Source organism: Nonomuraea deserti (assembly GCF_004348685.1).
Taxonomy (GTDB): Bacteria; Actinomycetota; Actinomycetes; order Streptosporangiales; family Streptosporangiaceae; genus Nonomuraea; species Nonomuraea deserti.
This window is the reverse complement of the sequence record NZ_SMKO01000006.1, coordinates 76,010-100,332: the sequence shown is the minus strand read 5'-3', so window position 1 is coordinate 100,332 and position 24,323 is coordinate 76,010. Positions and strand designations below refer to the sequence as shown.

The following is a 24,323-nucleotide window of genomic DNA, read 5'->3' as shown; positions in this document are numbered from 1 at the left end:
GACGTTCGTCAGAGCCGGCCCGTGGACTCGGCGGCTGGTGACGTTCGTCAGAGCCAGCCCTTGGACTCGGCGGCGCGCGCCGCCTCGGCCCGGTTGCGGGCGCCGAGCTTGCCGATGGCCGACGACAGGTAGTTGCGCACGGTGCCGTCGGACAGGTAGAGGCGGCGGGCGATGTCGGCGACGGTGCCGCCCTCGTTGGCGGCGCGCAGCACGTCGCGTTCGCGGCTGGTGAGCGGGTTCGTGCCGGCGGAGAGGCTGGCGGCGGAGAGCTTGCGGTCGAACACCCTCTCGCCGGCGTGCACCCGCCGGACGGCGTCGGCCAGTTCCCCGGCCCTGGCGTCCTTGACCACGTAGCCGGCGACGCCGGCGTCCATGGCCCGCCGCAGGTATCCGGGGCGGCCGAAGGTGGTCAGGATGATCACGCGTACGCCGGTGAGCTCGGCCGCCGCGGTGAGACCGTCGCGGCCCGGCATCTCGATGTCGAGCAGCACGACGTCCGGATGCAGCCGGGCGACGGCGCCCGCGACCTCGTCGCCCCGGCCGACCTGGCCGACGACCTCGATGTCGGGCTCCAGGCCGAGCAGCGCCGCCAGCGCCTCGCGTACGAGGTGCTGATCGTCGGCCAGCAGGATGCGGATCATGTCACGTCCGCCACGGGCACGCGGGCGGTCAGCAGGAAGCCGCCGCCCTCGGCTGCCGCGCCGTGCAAAGTGCCGCCCGCCACGTGGATGCGCTCGGCGAGGCCGCGCAGCCCGTTGCCGCCGGCGCCCGCGGCTCCGGCGGGTCCGCGGCCGTCGTCGAGCACCTCCGCGTACGCCTGCCCGCCCTCGACGCCGAGGCGGATGCGGCAACGGCGGGCGCCGCTGTGCCGGACGACGTTCGTCGTGGCCTCCCGGACCACCCAGGCCAGAACGGGCTCGACCTCGGTCGGGAGCGGGTCCGCCGCCACCTCCAGCCGGACGCCCGCGGTGTCGAGCGCGCGGCGTGCGCCGTCGAGCTCCCCGGGCAGCGACAGCTCCCGGTAACCCGCGATCGCCTCGCGCACTTCCGACAACGCCTGCCGGGAGAGCTCTTCGACTTCCTGCATCTCGGCTCTGGCCCGTTCCGGGTCGGCGATGGCGAGCCTGCCCGCGAGCTGGCTCTTCACCGTCATCACGGCCAGGCTGTGCCCGAGCAGGTCGTGCATGTCGCGGGCGAAGCGCAGGCGTTCGTTGTCCACGGCCAGCCGCTCGACCTCGACGTTCGCCTCGCTCAGCGCCCTGTTCGCGGCGTTCAGCTGGAGGAATGCGCGCATGGCGGCGGCGAACACGACGGTCTGCAGCGGCATCCACCAGAACTCGGCCAGCGACCTGCCGAGCAGAGGAAGGGCGAGCATGGTGGCCCCGACGACCGCCCCGGCCACCACCGGCAGGGCCCGTGCGGGCAGTGCCGTGGCCGCCGCGGTGATGAGGAAGTACGACGTAGCGAACACCCACATCTCGCCGAGAAGGGGCACCATCGCGGCCGCGACCAGGTAGAGCAGGACCAGGGCGTAGGGGGTGGCGTTGCGGTGCGGGCTCTCCAGCGCGGTCCACACGACCCGCAGGTAGAGGACCACGAAGCAGGCCACCCCTGCGCACATCAGCCCGGTCATGACGCCCGAAGGGGCGGACGCCAGGAACGCGGGCACCGGCCACACCAGGACGACGAGATAGACGGAGGTCCACAGGCGGGCCTTCATGCGGTCCACCCTAGCCAGCCGCCTTTCCCGCCGAACCCTGACGAATGTCACATGTCAGCGCGACGGCGTGGCGTCCGGTGCTCGGGACCGGGTGGCCGGCCCGGAGCGGCCTCCTGACCTCACGTCAGTGCCTGCCGAACGACTGCCAGGTGCCCGCGAGGCCCTGCTGCCCGACCCCGGGTGCGGTCCAGTCGCAGGCGCCGCCGGGGAAGATCCCGCAGCCGGTCGAGCTGGGTCTCCGTCAGAGGCGTCCCGTACTCGGCGGGGTCGATCGGCCGCAGCCGGCACTTGACGATGTCGCCCGCCATCGAGCTGCCCGCGACGAGCCGCGGCGAGGTCCACACCGGGTACAGCGTGTTGCAGGGAGTCGTGCCGTTGCCCGCGACCTGGCGTTCCGTGATCTTCCGGGGTTCGGGGTCACGGCTCCAGCAGGCGTCCGTGAGCTCGCCCGGTTTTGTTCCGCACCACCCTGTCGGTGGGGCGGCCGGGCCGGCGGTCGGCGGCGATCGCGGTGAGCCACCGGTCCATCTGCGTCAGCGCGTCCAGGATGACGGGGCTGTCCAGCGAGAACCCGCCGTACCGGTTGTCCTCGACGAGCATGACCTGGTTGCCGTACGTGCCGTTCACCTTCAGCAGCCGCTCCCGGGTCGAGAACGACTGGAAGCGCATGTGGATGTCCCCACCCGGCGCATCGTCGGTGTAGGCGCGGTAATCGATCATCGGCATGCACGCCAGGCCGGCGCCCGCCTTGAGCAGCCGCCCGCTCCGGGACGCCGCGCGCGTCGCGGACAGGTCGGCCCGCGTCCGCTCCGGCACATGGTTCGCGTCGGCGTCGAAGCCGCCGATCCTCTCGTTGAGGTCGAGGAACTGCTCGACCGTGATCGCCTTGTCCCGAAGGGCGCCCAGCCCGTACTGGATGCCGGTGTTGTCCAGTGGCCGCCGGGCGAACCCGGTCTGCGGATCGCGGCCGTAGACGTTCACGGTGTGGTCGTACACGTCGCACCGGGCGCCGGTCGGGTTGGTCTCCGGGTGGTAGCGCAGCGACGCGGGAAGCCGGTCGGGGCAGAAGATCCGCGGGTCGATCCAGCCGCCGCCCCGGGTGAGGTTCGCGATGCTCTCCCACCGCCCGAAGCCGGAGACCGCCTGCTGCTGCTCGCGGCTGAAGGCGTCGGGCGCGACCTCGCGGGAGTAGTGGTCGAGCAGGCGCGCGTCGGTGATCGTGTTGATCGTGCCGAAGCCGACCTCGGGGAAGCTGCACCCCGAGACGATGCCGTCGAGCAACGTCATAAACGATCTACACGCCAGAGACCACCCGGCCGCGTGCCGACGGGGCGGCCGGTTCAGTGCCGTGGGTCGATGTGGATCTTCGGGCCGGGGCCGGCGCCGGGGGGACGGCGGCCGGCGAGGACTTCGGCGGTCCCGGCGAGGCCCACCGTGGCGGCCACGAGCGGGCGGGCGTCCACCGAGCCGCGGGCAAAGGCGGCGATGGCCCCCTCCAGCCCGGCTGAACCGCCCAGGATGCCGACGGCGGTGACGTCCTTGAGCACCAGCTCGCGGGTGTCGATCGTGGACGGGGCGCCGGCCAGCCCGATGTAGACCACCCGCCGCGCGGGTTCGACGAGCTGCGCCGCGAGGCCGGGCGATCCGGCCGCGTTGGAGGCGTCGACGACGGCGTCCCAGCGCAGTGACGGGAGCGACGGGCGGGTCCAGACGTGGTCGAAGCCGAGCTGCCGGGCCGGCCGCAGGGCGTCCTGGTCGCGGCCCATCAGGTGCACGTCGATGCCCTCCGCGCGCGCGAACAACGCCACGAGCAGGCCGATCGTGCCCGTGCCCAGGACCAGCAGCCGCTCGCCGGGGCCGAGCACGGCGGCGCGGAGGGCCCGGAGCGCGTTGCCTCCTGGCTCGACGAGCGCGCCGAGCGCGGGATCCACGGTGTCCGGCAGGTGATGCAGGGCCGTGACGGGGACCGCGAGCTGTTCGGCCAGCGCGCCCGGGCGGCCCCGGCTGATGCCGATCTCGGCCGAGTCGGCGCAGACGTGGTGGCGGCCGTCGCGGCAGCGCTCGCAGCGCCCGCAACCGAGCATGGTGTCGCCCGTGACCCGACGGCCGAGCCAGTCGCCGTCCACGCCCTGCCCGGCCGCGCTGACGCGCCCGCACCATTCGTGGCCGGGACGTAACGGGTACCAGGAACGGCCGGTGCGCAGGTAGCTCATCCCGCCGGTGAACAGCTCGACGTCCGTCCCGCACACGCCGACCCGCTCGACGTCGACGATCACTTCCCCGGGTGCCGCGGCCGGCGGCTCGACCTCGCGAACCCCGGCCTTGCCCGGGCCGGTCAGGACCAGCGCGCGCACTGGCCCGGCCTCGCATCCCGCCGGCGCCGGCCGCCGTTCCGCGTACGCACCATGTCCTCCAACCCGCTTCCGCCGGGCCGGCCCGGCCGGCGCCGCGGGCTCCCGATCGGAGCCTGGGGGTTTTCGCCCGTCCGTCGACCCGGCCACGTCCCGGAGATTAGACCATCGTTGCAAAGGGTGGAAAGTTAGCCTTCATAGGAGGCTCCCCCAGCGGTGACGCGCGGAGGGAGCGCCTCTCGACCCAGCCGGCAACCGGAAGGAGTGGCCGTCCTCATGGCGACGAGCCGCAGCGGTCAGTGGTACGGCGGCGCCGATCGCAATGCCTACATCCATCGGGCCTGGATGCGACGCGGGCTGCCGTCCCACGCCTTCGACGGCCGGCCGCACATTGCGATCGCCAACACCGCCTCGGACCTCACCCCCTGCAACATGCACCTGGACGAGGTCGCCGAGCACGTCAAACGCGGTGTGTGGGAGGCGGGCGGCGTCCCCCTGAACCTGCCGGTGGTCTCGCTGGGGGAGACCCAGGTCCGCCCCACGGCCATGCTGTGGCGCAACATGGCCGCGATGGCGATCGAGGAGATGCTGCGGGCCAACCCGATCGACGCCGTGGTGCTGCTCGGCGGCTGCGACAAGACCATCCCGGCGCTGCTGATGGCCGCCGCGTCCGCGGACCTGCCCGCCGTCGTCGTGCCCGGCGGGCCGATGCTGACCGGCCACTTCCGCGGCGTGCCGCTGGGCTGCGGCACCGACGTGTGGAAGCTCAGCGAGGAGGTACGGGCGGGCACGCTGGGCGCGGCCGAGTTCCAGCGGTCGGAGTCCTCCATGATCCGCAGCAAGGGCCACTGCAACACGATGGGCACGGCCTCCACCATGGGGCTGCTCGCCGAAGTTCTCGGCATGACCCTGCCCGGCCTGGCCGGCACCCCCGCCCCCGACAGCCGCCTGCTCGAAGGCGCCCACGAGACGGGCCGCCTCATCGTCGAGATGACCGCCGCAGAACGCCGTCCCTCGACCGTCATGACGCGCGGCTCGTTCCTCAACGCCATCGTCGCCCTGGCCGCGCTCGGCGGCTCGACCAACGCCGTCGTGCACCTGCTGGCCATCGCCGGACGCCTCGGCGTCGAGCTCACCCAGGACGACTTCGACCGCACAGGGGCGGGTGTGCCGCTCCTCGTCGATCTGCAACCGGCGGGCCGCCACCTGATGGACGACCTGCACCGCGCCGGCGGCCTGCACGCCGTCCTGGCCGAGGTCCGCGACCTGCTCGATCCGCAGGCGAGCACGGTCACCGGCCGCCCGCTGGTCGACCACCTCGACGACGCCCGCATCCACGACCACGACGTGATCCGCCCCCGCCACCGGCCGCTCCAGGCGGAGGCCGGGATCGCCGTCCTGTACGGCAACCTCGCCCCCGACGGCGCCGTGGTCAAACCCGCCGCCGCCTCCCCGGAACTGCTGCGCCATCGCGGCCCGGCGGTCGTGTTCGACTCCGTCGAGGACCTGCACGCCCGTCTCGACGACCCCGACCTTGACGTGACCGCGGACTCGGTGCTGGTCTTACGAGGCTGCGGCCCCAAGGGTTACCCCGGCATGCCGGAGGTGTCGAACATGCCGCTCCCTGCCAAGCTGCTCGCCAAGGGAGTGCGCGACATGGTGCGCATCTGCGACGGCCGGATGAGCGGCACCGCGTACGGCACCGTCGTGCTGCACGTCGCGCCGGAGGCCGCCGCCGGTGGGCCGCTGGCCCGGGTCCGCACCGGGGACATGATCGTCCTCGACGTCCCGAGCCGGCGGCTCGACGTCGACGTCCCCGACGCCGAGCTGGCCGCGCGCGAGCCCGCCCCCGCCGCCGTCAGCGCCTTCGCCCGCCCGTCGCGCGGCTGGCAGCGCCTCTACGTCGAGACCGTTCAGCAGGCCAACACCGGCGCCGACCTGGACTTCCTCGTCGGTTCCAGCGGCGATCGCGTTGCACGCGAATCGCACTGAGAACAGCCCGCCGGTCGGCCGCGCACCCGATGCCCGGGCTTTCACGCCGCCTCAGGAGCGAGCGCCTGGTGCCAGCGGGCGGTGTCGGTGTACTGGTGCAGCCAGGAGATGCGGCCGTCGGTGACCTGCCACAGATGGACGAACTCGGCTTCATGAGCGCGGCCGGTGGCGCGGGCGGTGCCCCGGTAGTGCCCGGTGACGACGATGATCCCCTCGGTGGTCTCGTGCCAGGTCTCGTCGTAGGGCGCGGTGTCGTAGTCGGCGAAGACCGCGCCCCAGACGTGAGCGAGAGCCTCCTTCGGCCCGTGGAACGCGCCCCCGGCGCCACAGGGCATGCCCGGCGCGGTCCGGGCCCGGAAGTCCGGATGGAGCAGTGTCAAGATCGCGGCGCCGTCGGCGGCCTGGGCGGCGGCATAGAACCGCTGGACCACAGCGGAAGTCGTGGACATGCCATCCCTTTTCTAGTCAACATATTCTAGAATCTGTCAACTAATATCAGGAGGCGCGTCCCATGGGAAGACGGGCCAAGTTCAGCCAGGATCAGATCCTGGATGCGGCCTTGGCCATCGTGGCCGGGAGCGGACCGGGCGCCGCCACGATGGCGGCCATCGCCGCTCGACTCGACGGTCCGACCGGCTCGCTCTACCACCGTTTCGGCTCCCGGGATCTGCTGATCGCCACCTTGTGGCTGCGTACCGTCCGACGATTCCAGGACGGGTTCGTCTCTGCCCTGGCGGCCGGAGACGCCGAGGCGGCCGCGCTGCACGTCCCACGCTGGTGCCGTGCGCATCCCGCCGAGGCGGCGCTGCTCCTCCTGCACCGTCGCGAGGACCTGGCCGCGCGATGGCCTGCCGAGCTCGGTCACGCCCTGGACCGGTGCGACGCCCGGGTGGCGGCCGCGCTGAACGATTTCGCCGCGCGCTCCGGCGTCGACCGTGAACGGCTGGTCTTCGCCGTGGTCGACGTCCCCTATGGCGCGGTCCGGCGCCACCTGCTGGGCCGGCGATCGCCGCCGTCGTCCGTCGACGAGCTCATCGTGTCCGCCTGCCGCGCCGTGCTCGCGTAGGGCCATGGGAGCCAGGACCGGGGCGGCAGACCCGCTTCACGCGCAGGGGCGTCGCCTTGATGACCGGTCGTCGGTCGGCCGATGTACGACCACAAGCTCCCGGTGCATGTCTACGCACCGGCGATCGTCTACGACATGGACCAGGTCCGTACGGCGCAGCACCAGGTCGCGCGCGACCGGCTGGCAGCCTTCGCCGGGAGCCGTCCCCAGGTGAAGATCATTGAGGACGTCCCCTCCACGCATCCCGTGGACGCGCTCACCGACGCGTCCGAACGAGCGGACCTGCTGGTGGTGGGCTCGCACGGACGCGGCACCCTGGGCTCGATGCTGCTCGGCTCGGTCAGCCGGGGCGTCCTGCACCACGCCCGATGCCCGGTGGCGGTGGTCCGTGCCTGACATCCGGCCGCCGGCCGGTGGGCGCGGCGCCCACCCTGTGGCCCGCGATGGGCGACGTGCCGTCCAGGTGCGAAACTGAGCGGTATGTCGGAGAGCGAGCATCATCCGCTGCTGCCCCAGATGCGGCTCGATGAGCTGCTGGCCGAGCTGCAGACGAGGCTGAACGCCGTGCCGGCCACGCGCGATCGGGTACATGCCCTGCTCGAGGCAGTCGTGTCCGTGGGCAGCGACCTGGACCTGGAGACCGTGCTGCGGCGGATCGTGGAGACGGCGACCACGTTGGTCGACGCCGGCTACGGGGCGTTGGGAGTGGTCGGGGAGAAGCGCACGCTCATCCAGTTCATCCCGGTGGGACTGAGCGAGGAGGAGATCGCGAGGATCGAGCACCGGCCGCACGGTCTCGGCCTGCTCGGCTTGCTGATCAGGGACGCGCGGCCGCTGCGGCTGCGCCGCATCTCCGACCACCCGGAGTCGTACGGCTTCCCGCCGGGCCATCCGCCGATGGGCACGAGGCGAGCGTCGCCCTGTGCACCGGGTCCCGCTGCGGGCGGCCGGGCAAGGACCAACGGCCCTGACGGTCCGGGACCTCGGCCTCCTGCGCAGGGTGCCGGCACCGCGCGAGGCTGGAGGAAAGCGGAGGAGGTGCGTGATGGCCAGGCACATCGTGGTCGGCGTGGACGGGTCCGTACCGGCGAGGGCGGCCGTGGAATGGGCCGCCGCCGACGCCCAGAGCAGAGGGCTGGGCCTGCGGATCGTGCACGTGTGCGAGCAATGGCGTTACGGGGACGAGGGGACGAGGCACTGTGCCGGGACGCTGGCCGCGGCCGCCGACCGGGCACGGGGCCTGACGCGAGAGGTCGAGGTGACCACGGAACTGCTGCCCGGCAACGTGATCGACGCCTTGATCGGTGAGTCGGCGTCCGCGGACAGCGTGGTGCTGGGCAGCAGGGGGCTCGGGGGGTTCGCGGGGCTCGTGCTCGGCTCGGTCGGCCTGGGGGTCGCCGGGCACGCCACCGGACCGGTCGTGATCGTCCGCGGGCCGTCCGTCGTGAGGTACGGGCGGGTGGTCGTCGGGGACGACGGCTCCGACGGCTCCGAGGCCGCCCTGAAGTACGCCGTCGACCAGGCCCGCGTCCGCGGCCTGCCGTTGCACGTGGTGTTCGCCTGGCAGATGCCGATCGCCCCGCCGTTGGCGGCCGGATACGGCATGCTCATCGAGAGCGCGCGCGAGCAGGATATCCGCAGGGCGGCCGAGCGCGTGGCGCCCTGGCAGGAGAAGAACCCGGATGTCCGGATCGTCGGCGAGCAGGTCGTCGGCCATCCGGCCGACGTCCTGATCCGGTCGGGCGGGACGGCGGACCTGGTGGTGGTGGGCTCGCGCGGCCTGGGCGGCTTCGCCTCCGCGGTGCTCGGCTCGGTCAGCCACGCGGTGCTGCACCACGTGACCTGCCCGGTCGCCGTGGTACGCCCCCGGAACGCGCGGTCCCTGCCGGCAGCCCGGCGAGCCTGACAGGGAGTTACGAAAGGCTGCTTAGTGTCGATCCCAGGCGCCTCCACCATGCCGGAGGTCTTCGTCATGGACCCGACCCAGCTGCCCGGTTGTACGCGCGGTCGGCACGGCCAGAGGTGTAAGACGACATGAGCGCGACGATCACGGCTCTCGGCGGCGCGTTGGCATCGATCGACCAGGAATATCTGTTCGAGGCGCGGCAGATGCAGGCGCTGTCGCTCGCCGTGCACATCCCGCTGGTGTGCTTCGGGATCGCCTTTCCCGCGATGGTCCTGTTCTGCGAGTGGCGTTACCTGCGGACGGGGGACATGCTCTTCCGCACGCTCGCCAGGCGCTGGTCGAAGGTGATGCTGGCGCTGTTCGCCATCGGCGTCGTGACCGGGACGATCCTCAGCTTCGAGCTGGGGCTGCTGTGGCCGGGTTTCATGGCCGATTTCGGCGACGTGTTCGGGCTGGGGTTCACGCTGGAGGGCTTCTCGTTCTTCACCGAGGCGATCTTCATCGCGATCTACGTGTACGGGTGGGACCGGTTGCGGCCACTCCCGCACTTCCTGGCGGGCATCCCCGTGGCGATCGCGGGGGTCTTGGGGTCACTGTTCGTGATCTCCGTCAACGGCTGGATGAACCACCCGGCCGGGTTCAGGATGCAGGACGGCCGCGCCGTCGATGCGCACCCGTGGTCGGCGTTGTTCGCCAACGGCTTTTTCTGGCACGAGTTCGTCCACATGTATTTCGCCGGCTTCATCGTCGCGGGCTTTCTCGTCGCCGCCCCGTACGCGTGGGGCTTCCTGCGCGGCCGCCGGGACCGATACCGCCGCACGGCCCTGACGGTCGCGCTGTCGGCCGCGGCGGTCGCCGCGCCGCTGCAGGTGATCATCGGTGACTGGGCCGCGCGCGAGGTCGCGCAGCACCAGCCGGTGAAGCTGGCCGCGCTGGAAGGGCTGGGGCAGACCACCCGCGGCGCGCCCGAGCACCTGCTGGGCTGGTACGACGGCCAGGAGGTCGTCTACGGCTTCGCGATCCCGCGCCTGCTGTCGCTGCTGGCCTTCCACGACCCGGACGCGACGGTTCAGGGCCTCAACACGGTGCCGGTCGAGGACCAGCCGCCGGTCAACGTCGTACGCCTGGCCTTCCAGAGCATGGTCGGCATCGGGACGCTGCTCGCGCTGCTCAGCAGCATCTACCTCTATGTCCGGTTGCGTCACAAACGGCTGCCCCGCTCGCCCTGGTTCTTCCGCGCGGTCGTCCTGGCCGGCCCGCTGTCGGTCGTCGCGCTCATCTGCGGGTGGATCACCACCGAGGTCGGGCGCCAGCCCTGGATCGTGTACGGGATCATGCGAACCAGCCAGGCTGTCACCGGCGCGTCCGGGGTACCCATCGGCTACGGCACCCTGATCGTGGTCTACCTGGGACTCGCCGGGGGCATCGCATGGCTGCTGCACCGCTTCAGCCGCGTGCCGATCGAGGGCCACGATGACTGAGATCCCCATGGTGTTCATCCTCGCCGGTCTGGCCGCCTACACCGTGCTGGCCGGCGCGGACTTCGGCGCGGGGCTCTGGACGCTGCTGGCCGGCCGGGGAGAAGCCGGTCACCAGGCGATCCGGCACCACGCGCGCCACGCGATGGGACCCGTGTGGGAGGCCAACCACGTCTGGCTGATCTTCGTGCTGGTCGTGTGCTGGACGGCATATCCCGTGGCCTTCGGCTCGATCACGTCCACGCTGGCGGTGCCGCTGTTCGCCGCCGCGGTCGGGATCATCCTCCGGGGCGCCTCCTACGCGCTGCGCGGTCAGCTGGAGGGCGCCGCCGGCGAGCGGCCGATCGAGTACCTGTTCGCCCTCTCCTCGATCCTGACGCCGTTCGCGCTGGGCACGGTCGCGGGCGCGATCGCCTCCGGGCGCGTCCCGGTGGGCAACGCCGCGGGGAACCTCGTCACCAGCTGGCTGAACCCCACCTCGCTGCTCATCGGCGGGTTCGCGGTCGCCGCCGGCGGATATCTCGCCGCCGTCTACCTCGCCGCCGACGCGCGCCGGTTCGGTTCCAGACGCCTGGAGCGCGACTTCCGCGCCCGCGCCCTCGCGTCGGGCGGATGCGCGGGCGCGTTCGCGCTGGCCGGCCTCATCGTCGTCAGCTACGACGCCCCGCCGCTGTTCGCCGGCCTGACCAGAGACGGCGGCGCCGTGATGGTCGCCGTCTCCGGCGTGGCCGGGATCGCGACCCTGCTGCTCGTCTGGCGCGAGCGCTTCGGCCCCGCCCGCGCCTCGGCAGCGGTCGCCGTCGCGGCGATCGTCGCGGGCTGGGCCATGGCCCAGAGGCCGCGCTTCCTGCCCGGCCTCACGGTCGAGCAGGCCGCCGCCGGCCGATCGACGCTGCTCGCCGTCGTCGTCGCCGTCGCCGGCGGCGCGATCGTGCTGGTTCCCTCGCTCGTCCTGCTGTTCCGGCTCTTCCTCCGGGGCGATCTGGACCCCGGCGCCCTCACCGACACGGGGCCTCCCTCACCGCCTTCCGCCGCCCGCCGCGCCGGACGCCGCCGGCTCATGGCCTTCGCCGGCTCCACACTGGTCATCGGCGGGGGCGTGACCGTCCTCGCCGATCCGGGCTGGTTCCTCGGCCTCGGCGTCATCTGCCTGGTCGCCTGCGCGATCGCGACCTTCGCCCTCGTGACGGCGGAGCCGGACCAGCAGACCTGACGGCCGTAGCGGGTCCCGCGACCGCGCGGTGGCGCGCGTACGGTCAGGTCGCCGGCTACGGGGAGCTCGGCGTGACGTCGTAGGGCACGGGCCGGTTCTCGCGCGCCCACAGCTCCTCCGCGTCGCTGCTCGTGGGGGCGGGCGCAGCCCGTCGATCATCCACAGGTCCCGTGGCGTCTCGTCGACGTGGAACTCGCAGTGCAGCCCGCGGTCGAGCGTGTGCCGGGCGAGCAGCCGGCCCAGCGCCTCGCCCATGCGCGCGCGCAGGCCGGGATCCTCGGCGTGGCGGGCGATGTGCTCGATCACGACCCGTACGGTGTCATCCGCCGGCCGCCCTCCGATGAGGAACGACGCCCGCGGGACCTCGTGGAAGAGCGTGACGACGTAGAACCTCGGCAGCCCGACCCGGGCGTAGAACTCCGTGGCGTCCTCGGCGAACGTGCGTTTCTGCTGCTCGGAATAGGCGCCGGTGGGGTGGTAGACGTGCCAGAGCGGCATGGTTCTCTCCTTAGACCGGTGTCAACGCCCGATGGCCACGGTGAGCCCTTCGACCGGGCCGGACAGTGCCGCCTTCATCCGCCGCGTGTCGCACCATGTCGGTGTCGGCGGAGCCGAGATGTACGCCGACGACCTGCGTGCCCTGCGGTGCCAGCTCGACGCGCAGCGAGTTGGTGATCGACCACAGCGCGGCCTTGGAGGCGCCGTAGGCCGCCGCGCCGGCGCCCCACGACAGGATGGAGTGCATGTCGATCAGCGCGCCGCCGCCGTTCGCCGCCAGGATCGGGGCGAAGCCGCGCGCCACCCGCAGGGCGCTGAACACGTTGGTGTCGAACGTCGCGACCACGTCGGCCATGTCCGCCTCCAGCAGCGGCGACGGGAACAGCGCGCCCGCGTTGTTGATGACGATGCTCACGTCCCGGGCCTGCGCGGCGAGAGCCGGGACCGCCTCGGGGTCGGTGACGTCGAGGGGGACGGGCAGGATGCGCGGGTCGTCGCTGGGGGCGGGCTTGCGCGCGGTCACGTAGACCTTCGCCGCGCCGCGCTTCAGCAGCGAACTACCTGTCCGCCCCGCATCGCGACCACCCCGGCTTCGGCTGTCCCTGCCCGACGCTGGCGGTGGACGCCGCGCACGCGGAGCCGGGCGACCCGCTGCGCCGGGCGTTCGCCGGCGGCCTGCGCGACCTCATCGACGCGCTGCGGCGGCTCGACGGGGCGGAGCGGGAGGACGTGCTCGTCGAGCTGTCCACCATCGTCGGCGCGATGATGTTGTCGCGGGCCTGCGCAGACGACGAGCTGTCGGACGAGATCCTCACCGCGGTCCGTGACCGCCTCCTGGACGGTCCCGGCTGAGCGCCTCCGCCTGTGAGCGACCGGGGCAGGCGGGCGCCGCTGTCCCCGCGGCCCTGCTCCTGCGCCGTCCGACGTTCGGACGGTCACATGCGCGTATCAGGTGTGTTATCACCCTTGCCCCCGTACAGCCGGGCCCCGAAGGTCTAATCATCGGGGAAGGAGAGAGAAAATGCGGGGGCCGCTGGTCGTCAAGCGGGCGCTCGGCGAGCCGCTGCTCCTCCTGGCCGCGTTCGGCTCGATCCTGCTGACCACCACCACGCTGGTGGCGCTGACGATGTACGCCTCCTCCGTCGCCGGCGCGGGCGTGCGCAGGGCGGTGGAGACGGCCTCGTACCGCCAGACGACCACCACGATCAGCGCCCAGGTCAACGCCAGGACCTTCCCGCGGTACGACCGGACGGTGCGCGACGAGCTCGCCGCGGCCTACGGAGCCCCACCGGCCGTCACCACCAGCCTGCGCTCCGACTCGTACGTCATGCCGGGCCAGGACGGCGAGGAGACGCCCGGGCTGCTGCGGTTCGGCAGCCACGACGGGCTCGACCGGCACGCCCGGCTGGCCGCGGGCAGGTGGCCGCGGACCGGCGGGCAGGCCGTCGAGGCGGCGATCTCGGAGCCGGCGGCCGCGGCCACCGGGTTCGAGCCCGGCGGGGAGTTCGTCACGAAGGCGCGGCTCGACGGGCGCCCGGTCCAGGTCCGCGTCGTCGGCGTCTTCCGGCTCGACGACCCCGTGGGTGAGCGCTGGGCCGGTGAGGAGCTGCTGAGCAGGGGAGTGGAGCGCGGCGAGTACACCACGTACGGGCCCCTGATGGTGACGCAGGAGACGTTCGTCGCGCGCTTCGCCACCGGCGTGCGAGCCATATGGGCGGCCGAGCCGGATCTCGGCGCGCTGACGCCCGAGCGGCTGCGCCCGCTGGCCGAGGCCGTCGGCCGGGTGGGCGAGCGGCTGTCGGCGGCCGGTTGCGCGAACTGCCTGACCGCCGGCGACCTGCCCCATCTCCTCACCCAGCTCGACACCGCGTCCCTGGTGGCCCGCTCCACGGTGCTGATCCCGGTGCTGCAGCTGCTGCTGCTGGCCGCGTACGCGCTGATGCTGACCGCGCGGCTGCTGGCCGACCACCGGCGCATGGAGGTGGCGCTGCTGCGCTCGCGCGGCGCGGGCGCGGCGCGGCTGGCGGTGCTGGCGGGCGGCGAGGCGCTGCTGGTGGCGGTCCCGTGCGCGATCGTGGCGCCGCTGCTCGGGCCGCCGCTGCTCGCACTGATCGGCCTGCTGCCCTGGATCAGCGCCTCGGGAGTGCGGCTGGCGCCGCAGGCGGACGCGGGCACGTTCCTCGTGTCGTTCGGGGTGGCGCTGGCCGCGGCCGTGCTGCTGGCGCTGCCGGCCGTGGCGGGCGCGCGGCGCACGTACGTGGAGGAGCAGTCGGCGCGCGGGCGCGGCGGCCGGCGCGGGCTGATCCAAGGGGCGGGCGCGGACCTGGCGCTGCTGGTGGTGGCCGCGCTGGCGATCTGGCAGCTCCAGCGCTACGGCGCGCCGGTCACCGCGACGGCGGCGGGCGGGCTCGGCATCGACCCGCTGATCATCTCCGGCCCGGCCCTGGCCCTGCTCGCGGGCGGCCTGCTGGGGCTGCGGCTGGTGCCGCGCGCGTCGCGGCTGGCCGAGCGGCTGACCGCGCGCCGGCCCACCCTCGCGCCCGCGCTGGGCACCTGGCAGGTCAGCAGGCGGCCGCTCAAGTACGCCGGCCCCGCCCTGCTGCTGACCCTGGCGATCGCGATCGGCGTCGTCTCCATGGCCACCACCTCCACCTGGCAGGCCTCCCAGCTCGACCAGGCCGATCACCGGGCGGCGGCCGACCTGCGCCTGTCGGGGCCGTCCGAGGGGCCCGAGCTGGGGGCGCTCGGCCGCGGCACGGCGTTCACGGCGCTGCCCGGCGTCACCGCAGCCTCCCCCGCCTTCCGGGCGGCGACCGGGGCGGGCGGCGAGAGCGCGCTGCTTCTCGCCCTGGACGCGGGCAGGCTCGGCGAGCTGTTCCGCCTTCGCCCCGACCTGTCGGCGCGGACGGTGGCGCAGCTGTCCGCAGCCCTCGCGGGAGATCGGGCGGGCCGGCTGGAGCTGCCCGGACGGCCGCGCGAGCTCACCGTGCGGGTCGAGTCACGCGCCGCCGTGCCGGCCCGGCTGGTGCTGTCCGACGCGCTGGGCGTGTGGCTCGACCTGCCGCTCGGCGAGCTGCGGGAGGGCGGCAACCGGATCGCGCTCGACCTGGCCCCGCTGGCCGGACGCGCCGGCACGATCACCTACCCGCTGTCGGTACGCGGCCTCGTCGCGGGCGAGCAGGCCGGCCTGAGGCTGACCGGGCTGGGCGCGGACGGCCGGGACGTGCCGGTGGCCGGGGCCGTCGCTCACCCGCGGGGCGTGATCGCCTTCGGGCCGCCGCGGGAGCCCGGGCCGCTGCCCGTGGTGCTCACGTCCGGCCTGGCCGCCACGCTCAAGCTGGACGTCGGGCAGGGCGGTACGGTCCGCCTCGCCGGCCGGGTCGTGCGGGTCGAGGTCGTGGGCATCGTGGCGAGCATGCCCACGAGCGCCCCGGACCAGCAGGCCGTGCTCGCCGACTGGGAGACGCTGCAGGCGTACGAGCTGGCCGCGGCGCAGCCGTCCCGGCCCGCCACCGAATGGTGGCTCGCCGCCGCCGACACCGCTCCCGCGCGGGAGATCCTCCGCCGCAACCCCCAATGGGACGTGACCGCGGTCGACCGCCGGGAACTGGCGGCCGAACTGCGCGACGATCCGCTGGCCGGCGCCCTGCAGGGCGCGCTGACCCTGGGGTTCGCCGCGGCGCTGGGGTTCGCGGTGCTCGGGTTCCTGGTGAACGCCGTGGTCGCGGCGCGGGAGCGGCGGGCCGAGTTCGCCGTGCTGCGGGCGCTGGGCACCGGCTCCCGCCAGGTTCTCGGGATGCTGGCCACGGAGCAGGCGTTCGTCATCGGGCTGTCGCTCGCCGCCGGCACCGCGCTCGCCGTGGTCGTCGGGAACCTGGTGGTCCCGCGCGTCGTCCTGACCGGGCAGGCGTCGGCGGTCACGCCCGGCGTGCTGTTCCACATCCCGTGGGCGGCCGTCGCCGCGATGCTGGCCCTGGTGACGGCGGTGCTGGTCGCGATCGTCGCCGGGCTGGCCCGGCGCATGTGGCGGGGACAGACCTTGGAGGAGCGGTGAGAATCCCCCTGGGCGTCCGGGCGCACGCGGGCACGTCGGCGCTGCTCGTCGTGCTGACGGCGGTCGCCTGCCTGCTCGTCGCCGGGCTGCCCAGGACGATGCAGGCGTCGTTCGACGAGGCGCTGCGCCGGTCGCTGGCCGCGACCGTGGCGGTGCGGACCGACCTGACCGTCACCGCGGCCCCGGCCCTGCCCGCCGGGGAACTGCATTCACGCGCGGAGTTCGAGGCCGGCGGCACCCGCTGGCGCCGGCTCCTCCCGGCGGCGCTGCGGCCCCTGATCGGGCCCGGCGGCCACATCAGCGCCAAGACCTCCCGTACGCCCGTCAACGAGACGAGCGGGACCCGCACCTTCGTCAACCTCGGCTGGCTGTCCGACGCCGGCCGGCGCGTGGAATGGGTGCGGGGCCGCGCGCCCGGCAAGCCGTCCACCATGCGGTACCGGGGCGCGACGATCCCGGTCATCGAGGTGGGCGTCGTGGAGGAGGCCGTGGACCGGATGGGCCTGCGCGTCGGCCAGACCAGGATGCTCGGCGAGAGCGCCCACACCGCCGCGAGGATCGTCGGCGTCTTCAGGGCCAGGGACCCGGCCGACCGATCCTGGAGCCACGACGCCGATGTCCTGCACGTCACCAGGGTCGTGCCGGCGGACGGGCCGGAGGAGTTCCACACCACGACGCTGATGTCGGACGACGGGCTGAGCGCGCTCACCAACAAGGCCCGTACCCTGGCCTACCGCTGGGTCCTTCCCCTCGACGGGCGGGCCGCGAGCGCCCTCGACGTGCCGGGCGTCGAAGCCGCGGTCGCGGAGTTCCGGCGGCAGGTGGACGTCCAGGGCACGGGCACCGTCAGCTACCGCCTGGTCACCGGGCTGCCCCAGCTGATCGCCGGCTTCCTGACCGCGCTGTCCGCCGCGCGGACCGTCATGTACCTGGTGCTCGGGGGCCTGTTCGCGGTCGCGCTCGGCGTGATCGCGCTGGGCGTGCGGCTGCTGACCGACCGGATGGAGCGCACGCTGGCCCTGGCGCGGGCGCGCGGCGCCTCGCTGCGGCAGTTGGCGGCGGCCGGGGCCGCGCTGACCGCGCTCACGGTGGGGCCCGCGGCCCTGGCCGGGTACGCCCTGTCGTTCCTCCTGCCGGGGCCCGTGCCGCCGATCGTGCACCTCGGACCGGCGGTCGTGGTCGTCACCGCCGTGGCCTTCGCCGTGGCACGCCTGGTGCTCGCGCATCGCACGCCGTTGGGGGAGCGCCGTGCCGATCTGGTCACCGCCCGGCCGTCCGCGCGGCGGGTGACGGCGGAGGCGCTGGTCGTCGTCCTCGCGCTGGCGGGGGCGTACCTGCTGCGGGCCCGAGGGCCGTCCGGCACCGCGCAGCAGGATCCGTTCCTGCTGGTGATCCCGGTCGCGCTGGCGCTCGCGGCCGCGCTGATCACCTTGCGGTGCTACCCGTACCCGCTGGGGCTGCTCGTCCGGCTGGCCGCGCGGGGGCGGGCGGCCGTGCCGTTCCTGGGGCTGACCAGGGCGGCCAGAGGGCGGTCCACGGGCGCGCTGCCGGTGCTGATCCTGCTGCCCGCACTGAGCCTGTCGGTGTTCGCCGCGGTGGTCCACGACGGGATCACCACCACGCAGCGGCTGGCGTCCTGGCAGAAGGTGGGCGCGCCGATCAAGCTGACGTCTGTCGCGGACATCTCGCCCGACGCCATCGAGCGGGTACGCCGGGCCCCCGGGGTCGAGCAGGTGGCGCTCGCGCTGACGGGCCGGGTGCAGATCGGGGCCACCGGGGAGCGGCCGTACGCCGTCGCCGTGGACCTCGCGCAGTGGCGGCGGGTCAACGAGGGCGCGCCCATCAGCCTGCCCGCGCTGTCCGGGGACACGTCGGCGCTGCTCTCGCCCGCCCTGGGCGGCCGGGACACCTTCGAGATCATGTGGCTGTCGCCGGTGCGGCTGACCGCCCGGGGCGTGATCGACGCGGTGCCCGGTTTCTACTCCAGCGGGCAGTTCCTCCTCGTGCCGCGGGAGGTGCTGCCCTGGCCCGCGGCCAACACCCTGCTGATCAAGGGCGACGCCTCGCCCGCCGAGCTGGCGCGGCTGGTCCCCTCGGCCACCGTGGAGACGCAGGAGGCGGCGCTGGCGGCCATCCAGGCCGACCCGCTCACCGGGACGGTACGCACGACGATGGTCGTGGTGACGGTGGCGCTGGGGGCGTACGCGCTGGTCGCGATCGTCCTGTCGCTGGTCGCCGGGGCGGCCGGGCGGGCCAGGGCGGTGTCGCTCCTGCGCACGCTCGGGCTGTCCGGCAAGCAGGCCCGGCGGCTGACCCTGCTGGAGCTGCTGCCCGTCGTCCTCGTCACGGCGCCGGTGGGCCTGGCTCTGGGCCTGGGCCTGCCGGCCGCGCTCGGGCCGGGCGTGGACGTGTCCGCGTTCGCCGGCGGCCTGCCCGTCGCCGATCACACGCCGGGCCTGCTCACGCCCGTGGCGCTGGTGGCCGGCCTGGGCCTGTGCGCCGTGCTCGGGGCGTACGCGCACATCGCCATGAGCCGCCGCCACTTCGACGCCGCCCTCCGCGTGGGCGACCCCTGACCAGGACAGCCCGACCCGGATGGGGTCGGGACGGATCAGGTCGGGGCGGATCGGGTCGGCGCGGGTCAGGTCGGCGCGGGGAGCGGCCGGGCCTTCGCCCGCGCGATGCGCGCCTTGACGTCGCGGAAGTGCAGCCGCATCGCCTCCCGGGCGGCCTCGGCGTCCCGGGCGCGCAGCGCCGCCACGATCCGGCGGTGGTTGACGATGATCTCCGCGGTCCGCTCCTCCGGCGGGCCGAGTGTCGGCTCGACCTCGTGGTAGACGTCCCAGAACAGGCCGATCAGCTGCAGCACCAGCTCGTTGCCGCACGATTCGTAGAGCAGCGCGTGGAACGCCCGATCGGCTTCGCGGTCCCGATCCATGCCGTTGACCAGGGCGTCCAGCGCGGCGAGGCGGGCGGCGCTGGTGCTCCGGGCCACCTGGCCGATCAGCCCGGTCTCGAGCAGCTCGCGCACCTCGACCAGATCGTGCAGGGCGCGGATCCCGCCGCCCTGGCCCGAACGCACCTGGAAGGCGAGCGACGGCGTCAGCACGTCGAGCGACGCGTGCCCGACGAACGTCCCATGTCCGTGCCGGATCTCGACGATGCCCAGCGCCCGCAGGGCCCGCACGGCCTCGCGGACGCTGTTGCGGCTCGCCCCGAGCAGGTCCATCAGTTGCACCTCGGTCGGCATCGGCGCTCCGGGGGCCAGCCCGCGCTCGTGGATCAGGGCGACGATGCGCTCCTGAAGGGACGCGCCGCCACGCGTAGGCATGCTGCCTCCAGGCTCGTCGAAGACCTTGTGCCGAACATCCCACCTCTCGGTCCCCGAGAGCCAGGCGGTGGAGGAGATTTTACGCCGACTACACGGACGGGCCACCGGACGACCCTCGCTTGTTCGCCTCTCATTCAATACGTAGGATGTCCTACGTGTACGGAACGGTCGGCGGGGCGCCGTGCAGGCCTTGACGCCTGGAGCGCTTGGCGGCACCTGGGCGACGGTCCTGCTGCCCATCCGGGACGACGAGTCGATCGACTGGGCGCGGCCTCGAGGCGGCGCTCGACGCGCTCGTCGCCGCGGGACTCGACGGCCTCTACACGCACGGCACCGCGGGCGAGTTCCACACCGTCGGCGAGCCATCCAGGTGACGCTGCCGGACTGGCTGCCGCTGTCGCGCGGCGAGGTGTTGCGCTTCCTGACCCGCGTCCCGGACGGCGGCACGGCGCCGCCGGCTCCTACTCCAACATCGCCGCGCTCAACCCGGCCGGCGCCATGGCATGGCAGCGCATGATGGCCGCGCGACCCGATGCCGCACTCGACCTGGAGCGCCGGATCGGCGAGTTCCTCGCCGCGCACGTCCAGCCGCTCCAGCGCAGCGGGTACGCCGGCGCCGCGCTGGACAAGTTCCTGGCCAACCTCGGCGACTGGGCCGACATCGGCACCCGGGTCCGGTGGCCGTACGGCTCGGTCGACGCCTCGCTCGCCGAACGGCTCAGGCCACTGGCCCGCGCCCGAATGCCCGAGCTCTTCCCCGGGGCGTAGCGTCTCCCGTCATCTCCATGGTCAGGCGTGGCGATGACGCCCGCGGGCCTCCGCGAGCGCCATCGCCGGGCGGTTCGTCTCTCTCAGCCGACGTGGTCGAACGGCAGCCGCAGCCCGAGCCGGCCGCCGATCGGCAGGTTCCGCTCCCGGATCAGGTCCAGCTCGGCGCCGGTGAGGGCGCGGCGGTAGACGCGTACCTCGTCCAGCGTCCCGCGGAAGCGGTCCGCACCGTCCAACCGCTGTCCGACGTGGATTCCGTCGAGCCCGAACTCCTTGCCGAGCGTCACCGAACCGGCCGGCACCGGCGCCGACGAGACCTGTACGCCGTCCACCAGGAGCCGGAGCTCGCCGCGCACCCGCTGGAGCGCCACGAAGTGCCACTGCCCGTCGTTGTACGCGCTCGGCGACTGCACGGTCACGTCGAACCGGTCGACGGCGAGGACCGCCCGGATGCGGTTGCCGGCCGGTTCGGCCCGCAGCCACAGCGCCGGCGGGTTGGTGCCCCGGTCCACCCGGTGGAACCAGAAGATCGCGTGCGCGCCGGCCGTCTCCGAGTAGCGGATCCAGGAGGTCAGCGTGAAGTCCTTCGCGCCGAGGTCGATGGAGTCGTCGAACGCCACCTCCACCCGGTCGTCCACCCGGTCCAGGGCCAGCCCGTCGCCGAAGCGCCCGTCGGTGGTCTGCGCGCCACCGCGGACATGGGCCTCGTTGCGGTGCGGCGACCTGTCCGGCGTCGTCGGGCCGGGCGCGGGGGGCCCGGGGATGCCGGGCGGAGTGCCGTCCGGCGTCTCCAGGTACGCCTCGTTGAACCGCGCGAACCGGATCTGCTCGTACGGCGACACGTCGCCGGCCTCGTACATCAGGGCCGCCTCGTCGCCGTCCAGCCGCACCATGTCCGAGTACGCCGACGGCCCCCAGTGGAAGACCTTGCCCTCGTCCCAGGTCTCGAAGTGCTCCCCCTCGTCGTAGGACGACCGGATCCCCATCGCCTCCCGGGCGCCCGGGTGCATCGGCGAGGAGAACAGGATGCGCTTCTCCCCGAACCGCAGCAGCGACGCCTGGACGTCGGTCGTCGCGAGGGCCGGCATGGTGCGGAACGGAGCGTCCCACGTCTCGCCGCCGTCGCTGCTGGTCGCGTACGCCCGGCTGCCCTCGTCGGTCCCGCGCTCGCGGGCGGAGGCGTAGATCCGCCCGTCGTCGAGCTCGACGACGGTGACCTCCTGGGCGATCATCGTGCCGTCGTCGTAGGACGTCTCGGCTCCGATGTTCCAGGTCACCCCGCTGTCGTCGCTGTAGAGCAGGTGCGTGCCGTACGCGTGCGCGCCGACCCGGTCCCAGCTCTCGTAACTCGCCCCGACGACCAGCCGGCCGGCGTGCGGGCCGTGCTCGAGCTGGATGCCGTGCATCGGGCCGGTGGCGTACCAGAAGTTCCACTCCGGACGCTTGCCCTCGGTCATCTCCCTGGCGGCCGACCAGGTCGCGCCGTGGTCGTCGCTGACCTGCACCCAGGGATCGCGGTCACAGCCGTTGGGGCACGGCTCCCCGCCGTTGTGCGTGCTCACCAGGACGACCCGCCCCGTACGCTCGTCGACGATCGGCACCGGGTTGCCGTGGGTCGTGCCGTTCCCCTCCGAGACCACCTGCAAAGGTCCCCAGGTCCGCCCGCCGTCGGCGGAACGGCGCAGCACGAGGTCGATGTCCTCGTCGTCGCCGCAGTCCTGCACCCGCCCCTCGGCGAAGGCCAGGAGCGTGCCGTCCGTGGCCCGCACCACGGCGGGGATCCGGAAGCAGGCGTATCCGAAGTCGCCCTGCTTGTAGAGCACCTGCTCGTCCGCGAACGGCGCGGTCGCGCCGGTCTCGGGGGCCTCCGTCGGCGCCGCGGTCGCCGGCGCGCCCAGCACGCCGACGAGTAAGCCCGCGAGCACCATGACGGCGCCCGCCCGGCGGCGCCGGGATCGCCCGGCACGGCTCTCCGGGGGATGACCATCGTGCATGTCTTCGCCCTTCCTGGCAGCAGAAGTTTGAGAGGACATCCTACGTCCCACGTTGGATGTTAAGGAAGACTGAATGGGGGATGATCGCCAGAGGGCGGAGGTGTTGCCGGTTCGTGACGGCGTGACCGGCGCCGGAGCCGGAGCCGGTGCGGACGTTGCGCGTCCCGCGTTCCCGCCGCTCCGGCCCTCCTACCGGCCCGCCGCACCGGAGCGCCCGGCACGGAAGGAACCGTGGACCGCGCAAGGACCGGCCCGGGGTGACGGTTGGTCGCGTCACCCCGGGCCGACACCGTTGATCACGTCAAGGCGGAGGCCCCGACCACGCCGCCCCGGTGGTGGCGAGCAGCCGGGGACCGGTGTTCACAGGGGCCGGCGGGCGAGCGCCGGCCTGGTACGGGTGATCAGCGCCGCCGCGGTCGCCAGCGCGGGCAGCCCCACCGCCACGGCGATCACGAAGCGGTGCGGCCGGTGTCCTTCGACCAGCTCGTGGAAGGCGCCGACTGCCTCGTGATCCAGGCGCCGCTCACCCCGGAGACACACCACACCTTCGACCGTACGACGCTCCGCAGGATGAAGCCGACCGCCATCCTCATCAACACCGGTCGCGGCCCGATCCTGGAGGACGCGGCGCTCCACCAGGCGCTCACCGAGGGATGGATCGCCGGCGCGGCACTGGACGACCTGGAGGAGGAGCCCGCGAAACAGCGCGACTGGCGCCCGCGCAACCCCCTTCAGGCTGCCCAACGTGATCGTCGCCCCCCACGGAGGGCCGGAGCGGCGGGAACGCGGGACGCGCAACGTCCGCACCGGCTCCGGCCCTCCGTGAGGAGCCCGGGTAGGGGATCGTGCCGCCCGGTGCCCATCCGCATGAGCGCGGCCTTGCCGATCCGCCCCGAGGCCTGCGGGTTCTGCGGGTCGTGGGAATCGTGCGGGTCTGCGGGTCGTGCGAATCGTGCGAATCGTGCGGGTGGCCCGCCGCGTGCCTTCCGGAGGTGCGCGGCGGGCCCCATTCTGTGTGTGGCGGTCAGCAGGTGTCGGCTCCGTCGAAGGTGCGAGGGCCTCGAGCGACCTGGGAGTAGATGGTGTGTCCCGGGTCGACGGTGTGGCAGGCGCCGTCGGTGCCGCGCGCCCATTTGATCTTCAGTCGTAGTCGGTGATCGCAGTCGTTGCGGGCGTAGCCCTTCTTGGTGATGGAGCCCGTGGTCTGCCAGACGGCCACGCACGAGGGGGCGTTGCCCGCCGGCGCGGCGGCGGTGGCTGGAGGTGCTGAGAGGAAGGCGCCGGTGAGGGTGAGGGCGGTGAGGGCCGCTCTGGTGATGTGTCGCACGAGGTGGTGCTCCTTATCTCGGTTCGCCGTGGACGGCGGGCGGTGTTCCCCCGCATGAGCGAGCCTTTCTGTTGCTGCCTCGGCCAGGCGTTCGACTGGACAGGGGGCGAGACAGGCACAGAAGAGAAGATCTCAGATAGGTAACGGCATGGGCATGGTCCGGCAGCACAACGTCTGACCTGCTGGTTTGGGGGTGTCGTCGGTAACGTTCTGAAGGCGTCGCAGAGAATGTGGGCGCACTCGGTCAAAAGACCGAGCCGGTCGCCGACACGGGACCAGGTCACCGGAGACGAGTGGTCATCACTGGGGGAAACCTCGCCAAGTCCTTTCGCCGTGTGTGCGGGCTCCACGCGTCGATCTTGCGGAAGTGCGGCGCCATCGCTTTCCGGAGCTCACGCAGCGTCAACCCCGGCTCGGCGGCGGCGAGACCGGGCTCATAGGACTCTGCGCGGCATCGATCAGCCGCGTCATGGCAGGACCGGGGATCCCCAGGCGCGCGGTCGGACCGGCCTGAACCTCGATCGCGCCGCCCATCATGCCGCGACCGTCAAGGCTGTCGAAAAGCGGAAGGCGCGATCGCGTTTCCCATGCGGTCACGTCGGTCCGTTCCTCGCTGGTGGTTCGC

General features: G+C 73.3%; 23 protein-coding genes and 2 pseudogenes. 12 read left to right on the top strand and 13 right to left on the bottom strand.

Features of this window, described 5'->3' with window-relative positions:
* Positions 1-47: 47 nt before the first annotated feature.
* From E1292_RS04355 to E1292_RS04340, 5 genes are all read right to left on the bottom strand, one after another.
* Positions 48-641 carry a response regulator transcription factor gene (locus tag E1292_RS04355; RefSeq protein ID WP_132592209.1) on the bottom strand — a complete coding sequence of 198 codons (594 nt, stop codon included), beginning with the start codon at positions 639-641 and terminating at the stop codon, positions 48-50.
* Positions 638-1,720 (bottom strand): sensor histidine kinase, encoded by a 1,083-nt coding sequence (locus tag E1292_RS04350; protein ID WP_132592207.1) that lies wholly within the window; start codon positions 1,718-1,720, stop codon positions 638-640. Before E1292_RS04350 ends, E1292_RS04355 begins: the two co-directional genes overlap by 4 nt.
* A gap of 119 nt (positions 1,721-1,839) precedes the next feature.
* Positions 1,840-2,121, bottom strand: coding sequence for a DUF6351 family protein (locus E1292_RS54785; RefSeq protein WP_281284003.1), 282 nt, complete (start codon positions 2,119-2,121; stop codon positions 1,840-1,842).
* Positions 2,122-2,137: 16 nt separating this feature from the next.
* Positions 2,138-3,007, bottom strand: a complete 870-nt coding sequence (locus E1292_RS04345; RefSeq protein ID WP_181958185.1) for a DUF6351 family protein — start codon at positions 3,005-3,007, stop codon at positions 2,138-2,140.
* A gap of 53 nt (positions 3,008-3,060) precedes the next feature.
* Positions 3,061-4,074, bottom strand: coding sequence for a zinc-dependent alcohol dehydrogenase (locus E1292_RS04340; RefSeq protein ID WP_132592205.1), 1,014 nt, complete (start codon positions 4,072-4,074; stop codon positions 3,061-3,063).
* 273 nt (positions 4,075-4,347) lie between these two features.
* Here E1292_RS04340 and E1292_RS04335 point away from each other — a divergent pair, with 273 nt between their 5' ends.
* Complete coding sequence (locus tag E1292_RS04335; protein WP_132592203.1) at positions 4,348-6,063, top strand: IlvD/Edd family dehydratase; 1,716 nt, start codon at positions 4,348-4,350, stop codon at positions 6,061-6,063.
* 41 nt (positions 6,064-6,104) lie between these two features.
* On the opposite strand, the gene E1292_RS04330 is transcribed toward E1292_RS04335, so the two are convergent.
* A complete protein-coding gene (locus tag E1292_RS04330; protein WP_132592201.1) occupies positions 6,105-6,512 on the bottom strand; it encodes a nuclear transport factor 2 family protein in 408 nt (135 codons plus the stop codon).
* A gap of 62 nt (positions 6,513-6,574) precedes the next feature.
* Here E1292_RS04330 and E1292_RS04325 point away from each other — a divergent pair, with 62 nt between their 5' ends.
* The 6 genes and pseudogenes from E1292_RS04325 to E1292_RS04300 all read left to right on the top strand — a co-directional run bounded on the left by E1292_RS04325 (position 6,575) and on the right by E1292_RS04300 (position 11,726).
* Positions 6,575-7,129 (top strand): TetR/AcrR family transcriptional regulator, encoded by a 555-nt coding sequence (locus E1292_RS04325; RefSeq protein WP_132592199.1) that lies wholly within the window; start codon positions 6,575-6,577, stop codon positions 7,127-7,129.
* Between the two features lie 81 nt (positions 7,130-7,210).
* Positions 7,211-7,525 carry a universal stress protein gene (locus tag E1292_RS04320; protein WP_132592197.1) on the top strand — a complete coding sequence of 105 codons (315 nt, stop codon included), beginning with the start codon at positions 7,211-7,213 and terminating at the stop codon, positions 7,523-7,525.
* Positions 7,526-7,609: 84 nt separating this feature from the next.
* Positions 7,610-8,032: pseudogene (locus E1292_RS53450) on the top strand (GAF domain-containing protein); the annotation flags it as partial.
* A 142-nt stretch (positions 8,033-8,174) separates the two neighbouring features.
* Positions 8,175-9,035: a universal stress protein gene (locus tag E1292_RS04310; protein WP_132592195.1), complete on the top strand. Its 861-nt coding sequence runs from the start codon at positions 8,175-8,177 to the stop codon at positions 9,033-9,035.
* A gap of 128 nt (positions 9,036-9,163) precedes the next feature.
* Positions 9,164-10,516 (top strand): cytochrome ubiquinol oxidase subunit I, encoded by a 1,353-nt coding sequence (locus tag E1292_RS04305; RefSeq protein ID WP_132592193.1) that lies wholly within the window; start codon positions 9,164-9,166, stop codon positions 10,514-10,516.
* Positions 10,509-11,726, top strand: coding sequence for a cytochrome d ubiquinol oxidase subunit II (locus tag E1292_RS04300; protein ID WP_132592191.1), 1,218 nt, complete (start codon positions 10,509-10,511; stop codon positions 11,724-11,726). The genes E1292_RS04305 and E1292_RS04300 overlap by 8 nt, the downstream gene beginning before the upstream one ends.
* A gap of 138 nt (positions 11,727-11,864) precedes the next feature.
* Here E1292_RS04300 and E1292_RS55660 read toward each other — a convergent pair.
* Positions 11,865-12,224: pseudogene (locus E1292_RS55660) on the bottom strand (tautomerase family protein); the annotation flags it as partial.
* 10 nt (positions 12,225-12,234) lie between these two features.
* A complete protein-coding gene (locus tag E1292_RS04290; RefSeq protein ID WP_220446664.1) occupies positions 12,235-12,747 on the bottom strand; it encodes an SDR family NAD(P)-dependent oxidoreductase in 513 nt (170 codons plus the stop codon).
* 95 nt (positions 12,748-12,842) lie between these two features.
* Between E1292_RS04290 and E1292_RS04285 the strand changes: the two genes are divergently transcribed.
* The 3 genes from E1292_RS04285 (at position 12,843) to E1292_RS04275 (ending at position 18,854) form a co-directional block, all read left to right on the top strand.
* Entirely contained in the window at positions 12,843-13,076 is a 234-nt protein-coding gene (locus E1292_RS04285) for a hypothetical protein (protein WP_132592187.1), read from the top strand.
* Positions 13,077-13,245: 169 nt separating this feature from the next.
* On the top strand, positions 13,246-16,278 hold the full coding sequence (locus tag E1292_RS04280) for an ABC transporter permease (protein ID WP_132592185.1): 3,033 nt from the start codon (positions 13,246-13,248) through the stop codon (positions 16,276-16,278).
* Positions 16,275-18,854: an FtsX-like permease family protein gene (locus E1292_RS04275; RefSeq protein WP_132592183.1), complete on the top strand. Its 2,580-nt coding sequence runs from the start codon at positions 16,275-16,277 to the stop codon at positions 18,852-18,854. The genes E1292_RS04280 and E1292_RS04275 overlap by 4 nt, the downstream gene beginning before the upstream one ends.
* Positions 18,855-18,919: 65 nt before the next feature.
* Here E1292_RS04275 and E1292_RS04270 read toward each other — a convergent pair whose 3' ends face one another.
* Positions 18,920-19,609, bottom strand: coding sequence for a FadR/GntR family transcriptional regulator (locus tag E1292_RS04270; protein WP_132592181.1), 690 nt, complete (start codon positions 19,607-19,609; stop codon positions 18,920-18,922).
* Positions 19,610-20,122: 513 nt separating this feature from the next.
* On the opposite strand from E1292_RS04270, the gene E1292_RS52535 reads away from it, so the two are divergent.
* Positions 20,123-20,377, top strand: a complete 255-nt coding sequence (locus E1292_RS52535) for a hypothetical protein (RefSeq protein ID WP_220446663.1) — start codon at positions 20,123-20,125, stop codon at positions 20,375-20,377.
* Positions 20,378-20,460: 83 nt separating this feature from the next.
* Here the strand turns inward: E1292_RS52535 and E1292_RS04260 are convergent, their stop codons facing one another.
* A complete protein-coding gene (locus E1292_RS04260) occupies positions 20,461-22,371 on the bottom strand; it encodes a sialidase family protein (RefSeq protein WP_220446662.1) in 1,911 nt (636 codons plus the stop codon).
* Between the two features lie 360 nt (positions 22,372-22,731).
* Complete coding sequence (locus E1292_RS50875) at positions 22,732-22,914, bottom strand: hypothetical protein (RefSeq protein ID WP_165974362.1); 183 nt, start codon at positions 22,912-22,914, stop codon at positions 22,732-22,734.
* Here E1292_RS50875 and E1292_RS55655 point away from each other — a divergent pair.
* Positions 22,831-23,508, top strand: coding sequence for an NAD(P)-dependent oxidoreductase (locus E1292_RS55655; RefSeq protein WP_369334333.1), 678 nt, complete (start codon positions 22,831-22,833; stop codon positions 23,506-23,508). The two genes, E1292_RS50875 and E1292_RS55655, sit on opposite strands and share 84 nt — an antisense overlap.
* Here E1292_RS55655 and E1292_RS04250 read toward each other — a convergent pair.
* Positions 23,396-23,698, bottom strand: a complete 303-nt coding sequence (locus E1292_RS04250) for an alpha-amylase inhibitor (protein WP_132592179.1) — start codon at positions 23,696-23,698, stop codon at positions 23,396-23,398. The two genes, E1292_RS55655 and E1292_RS04250, sit on opposite strands and share 113 nt — an antisense overlap.
* Positions 23,699-24,100: 402 nt before the next feature.
* Complete coding sequence (locus E1292_RS04245; protein WP_132592177.1) at positions 24,101-24,295, bottom strand: hypothetical protein; 195 nt, start codon at positions 24,293-24,295, stop codon at positions 24,101-24,103.
* Between the last annotated feature and the right edge of the window lie 28 nt (positions 24,296-24,323).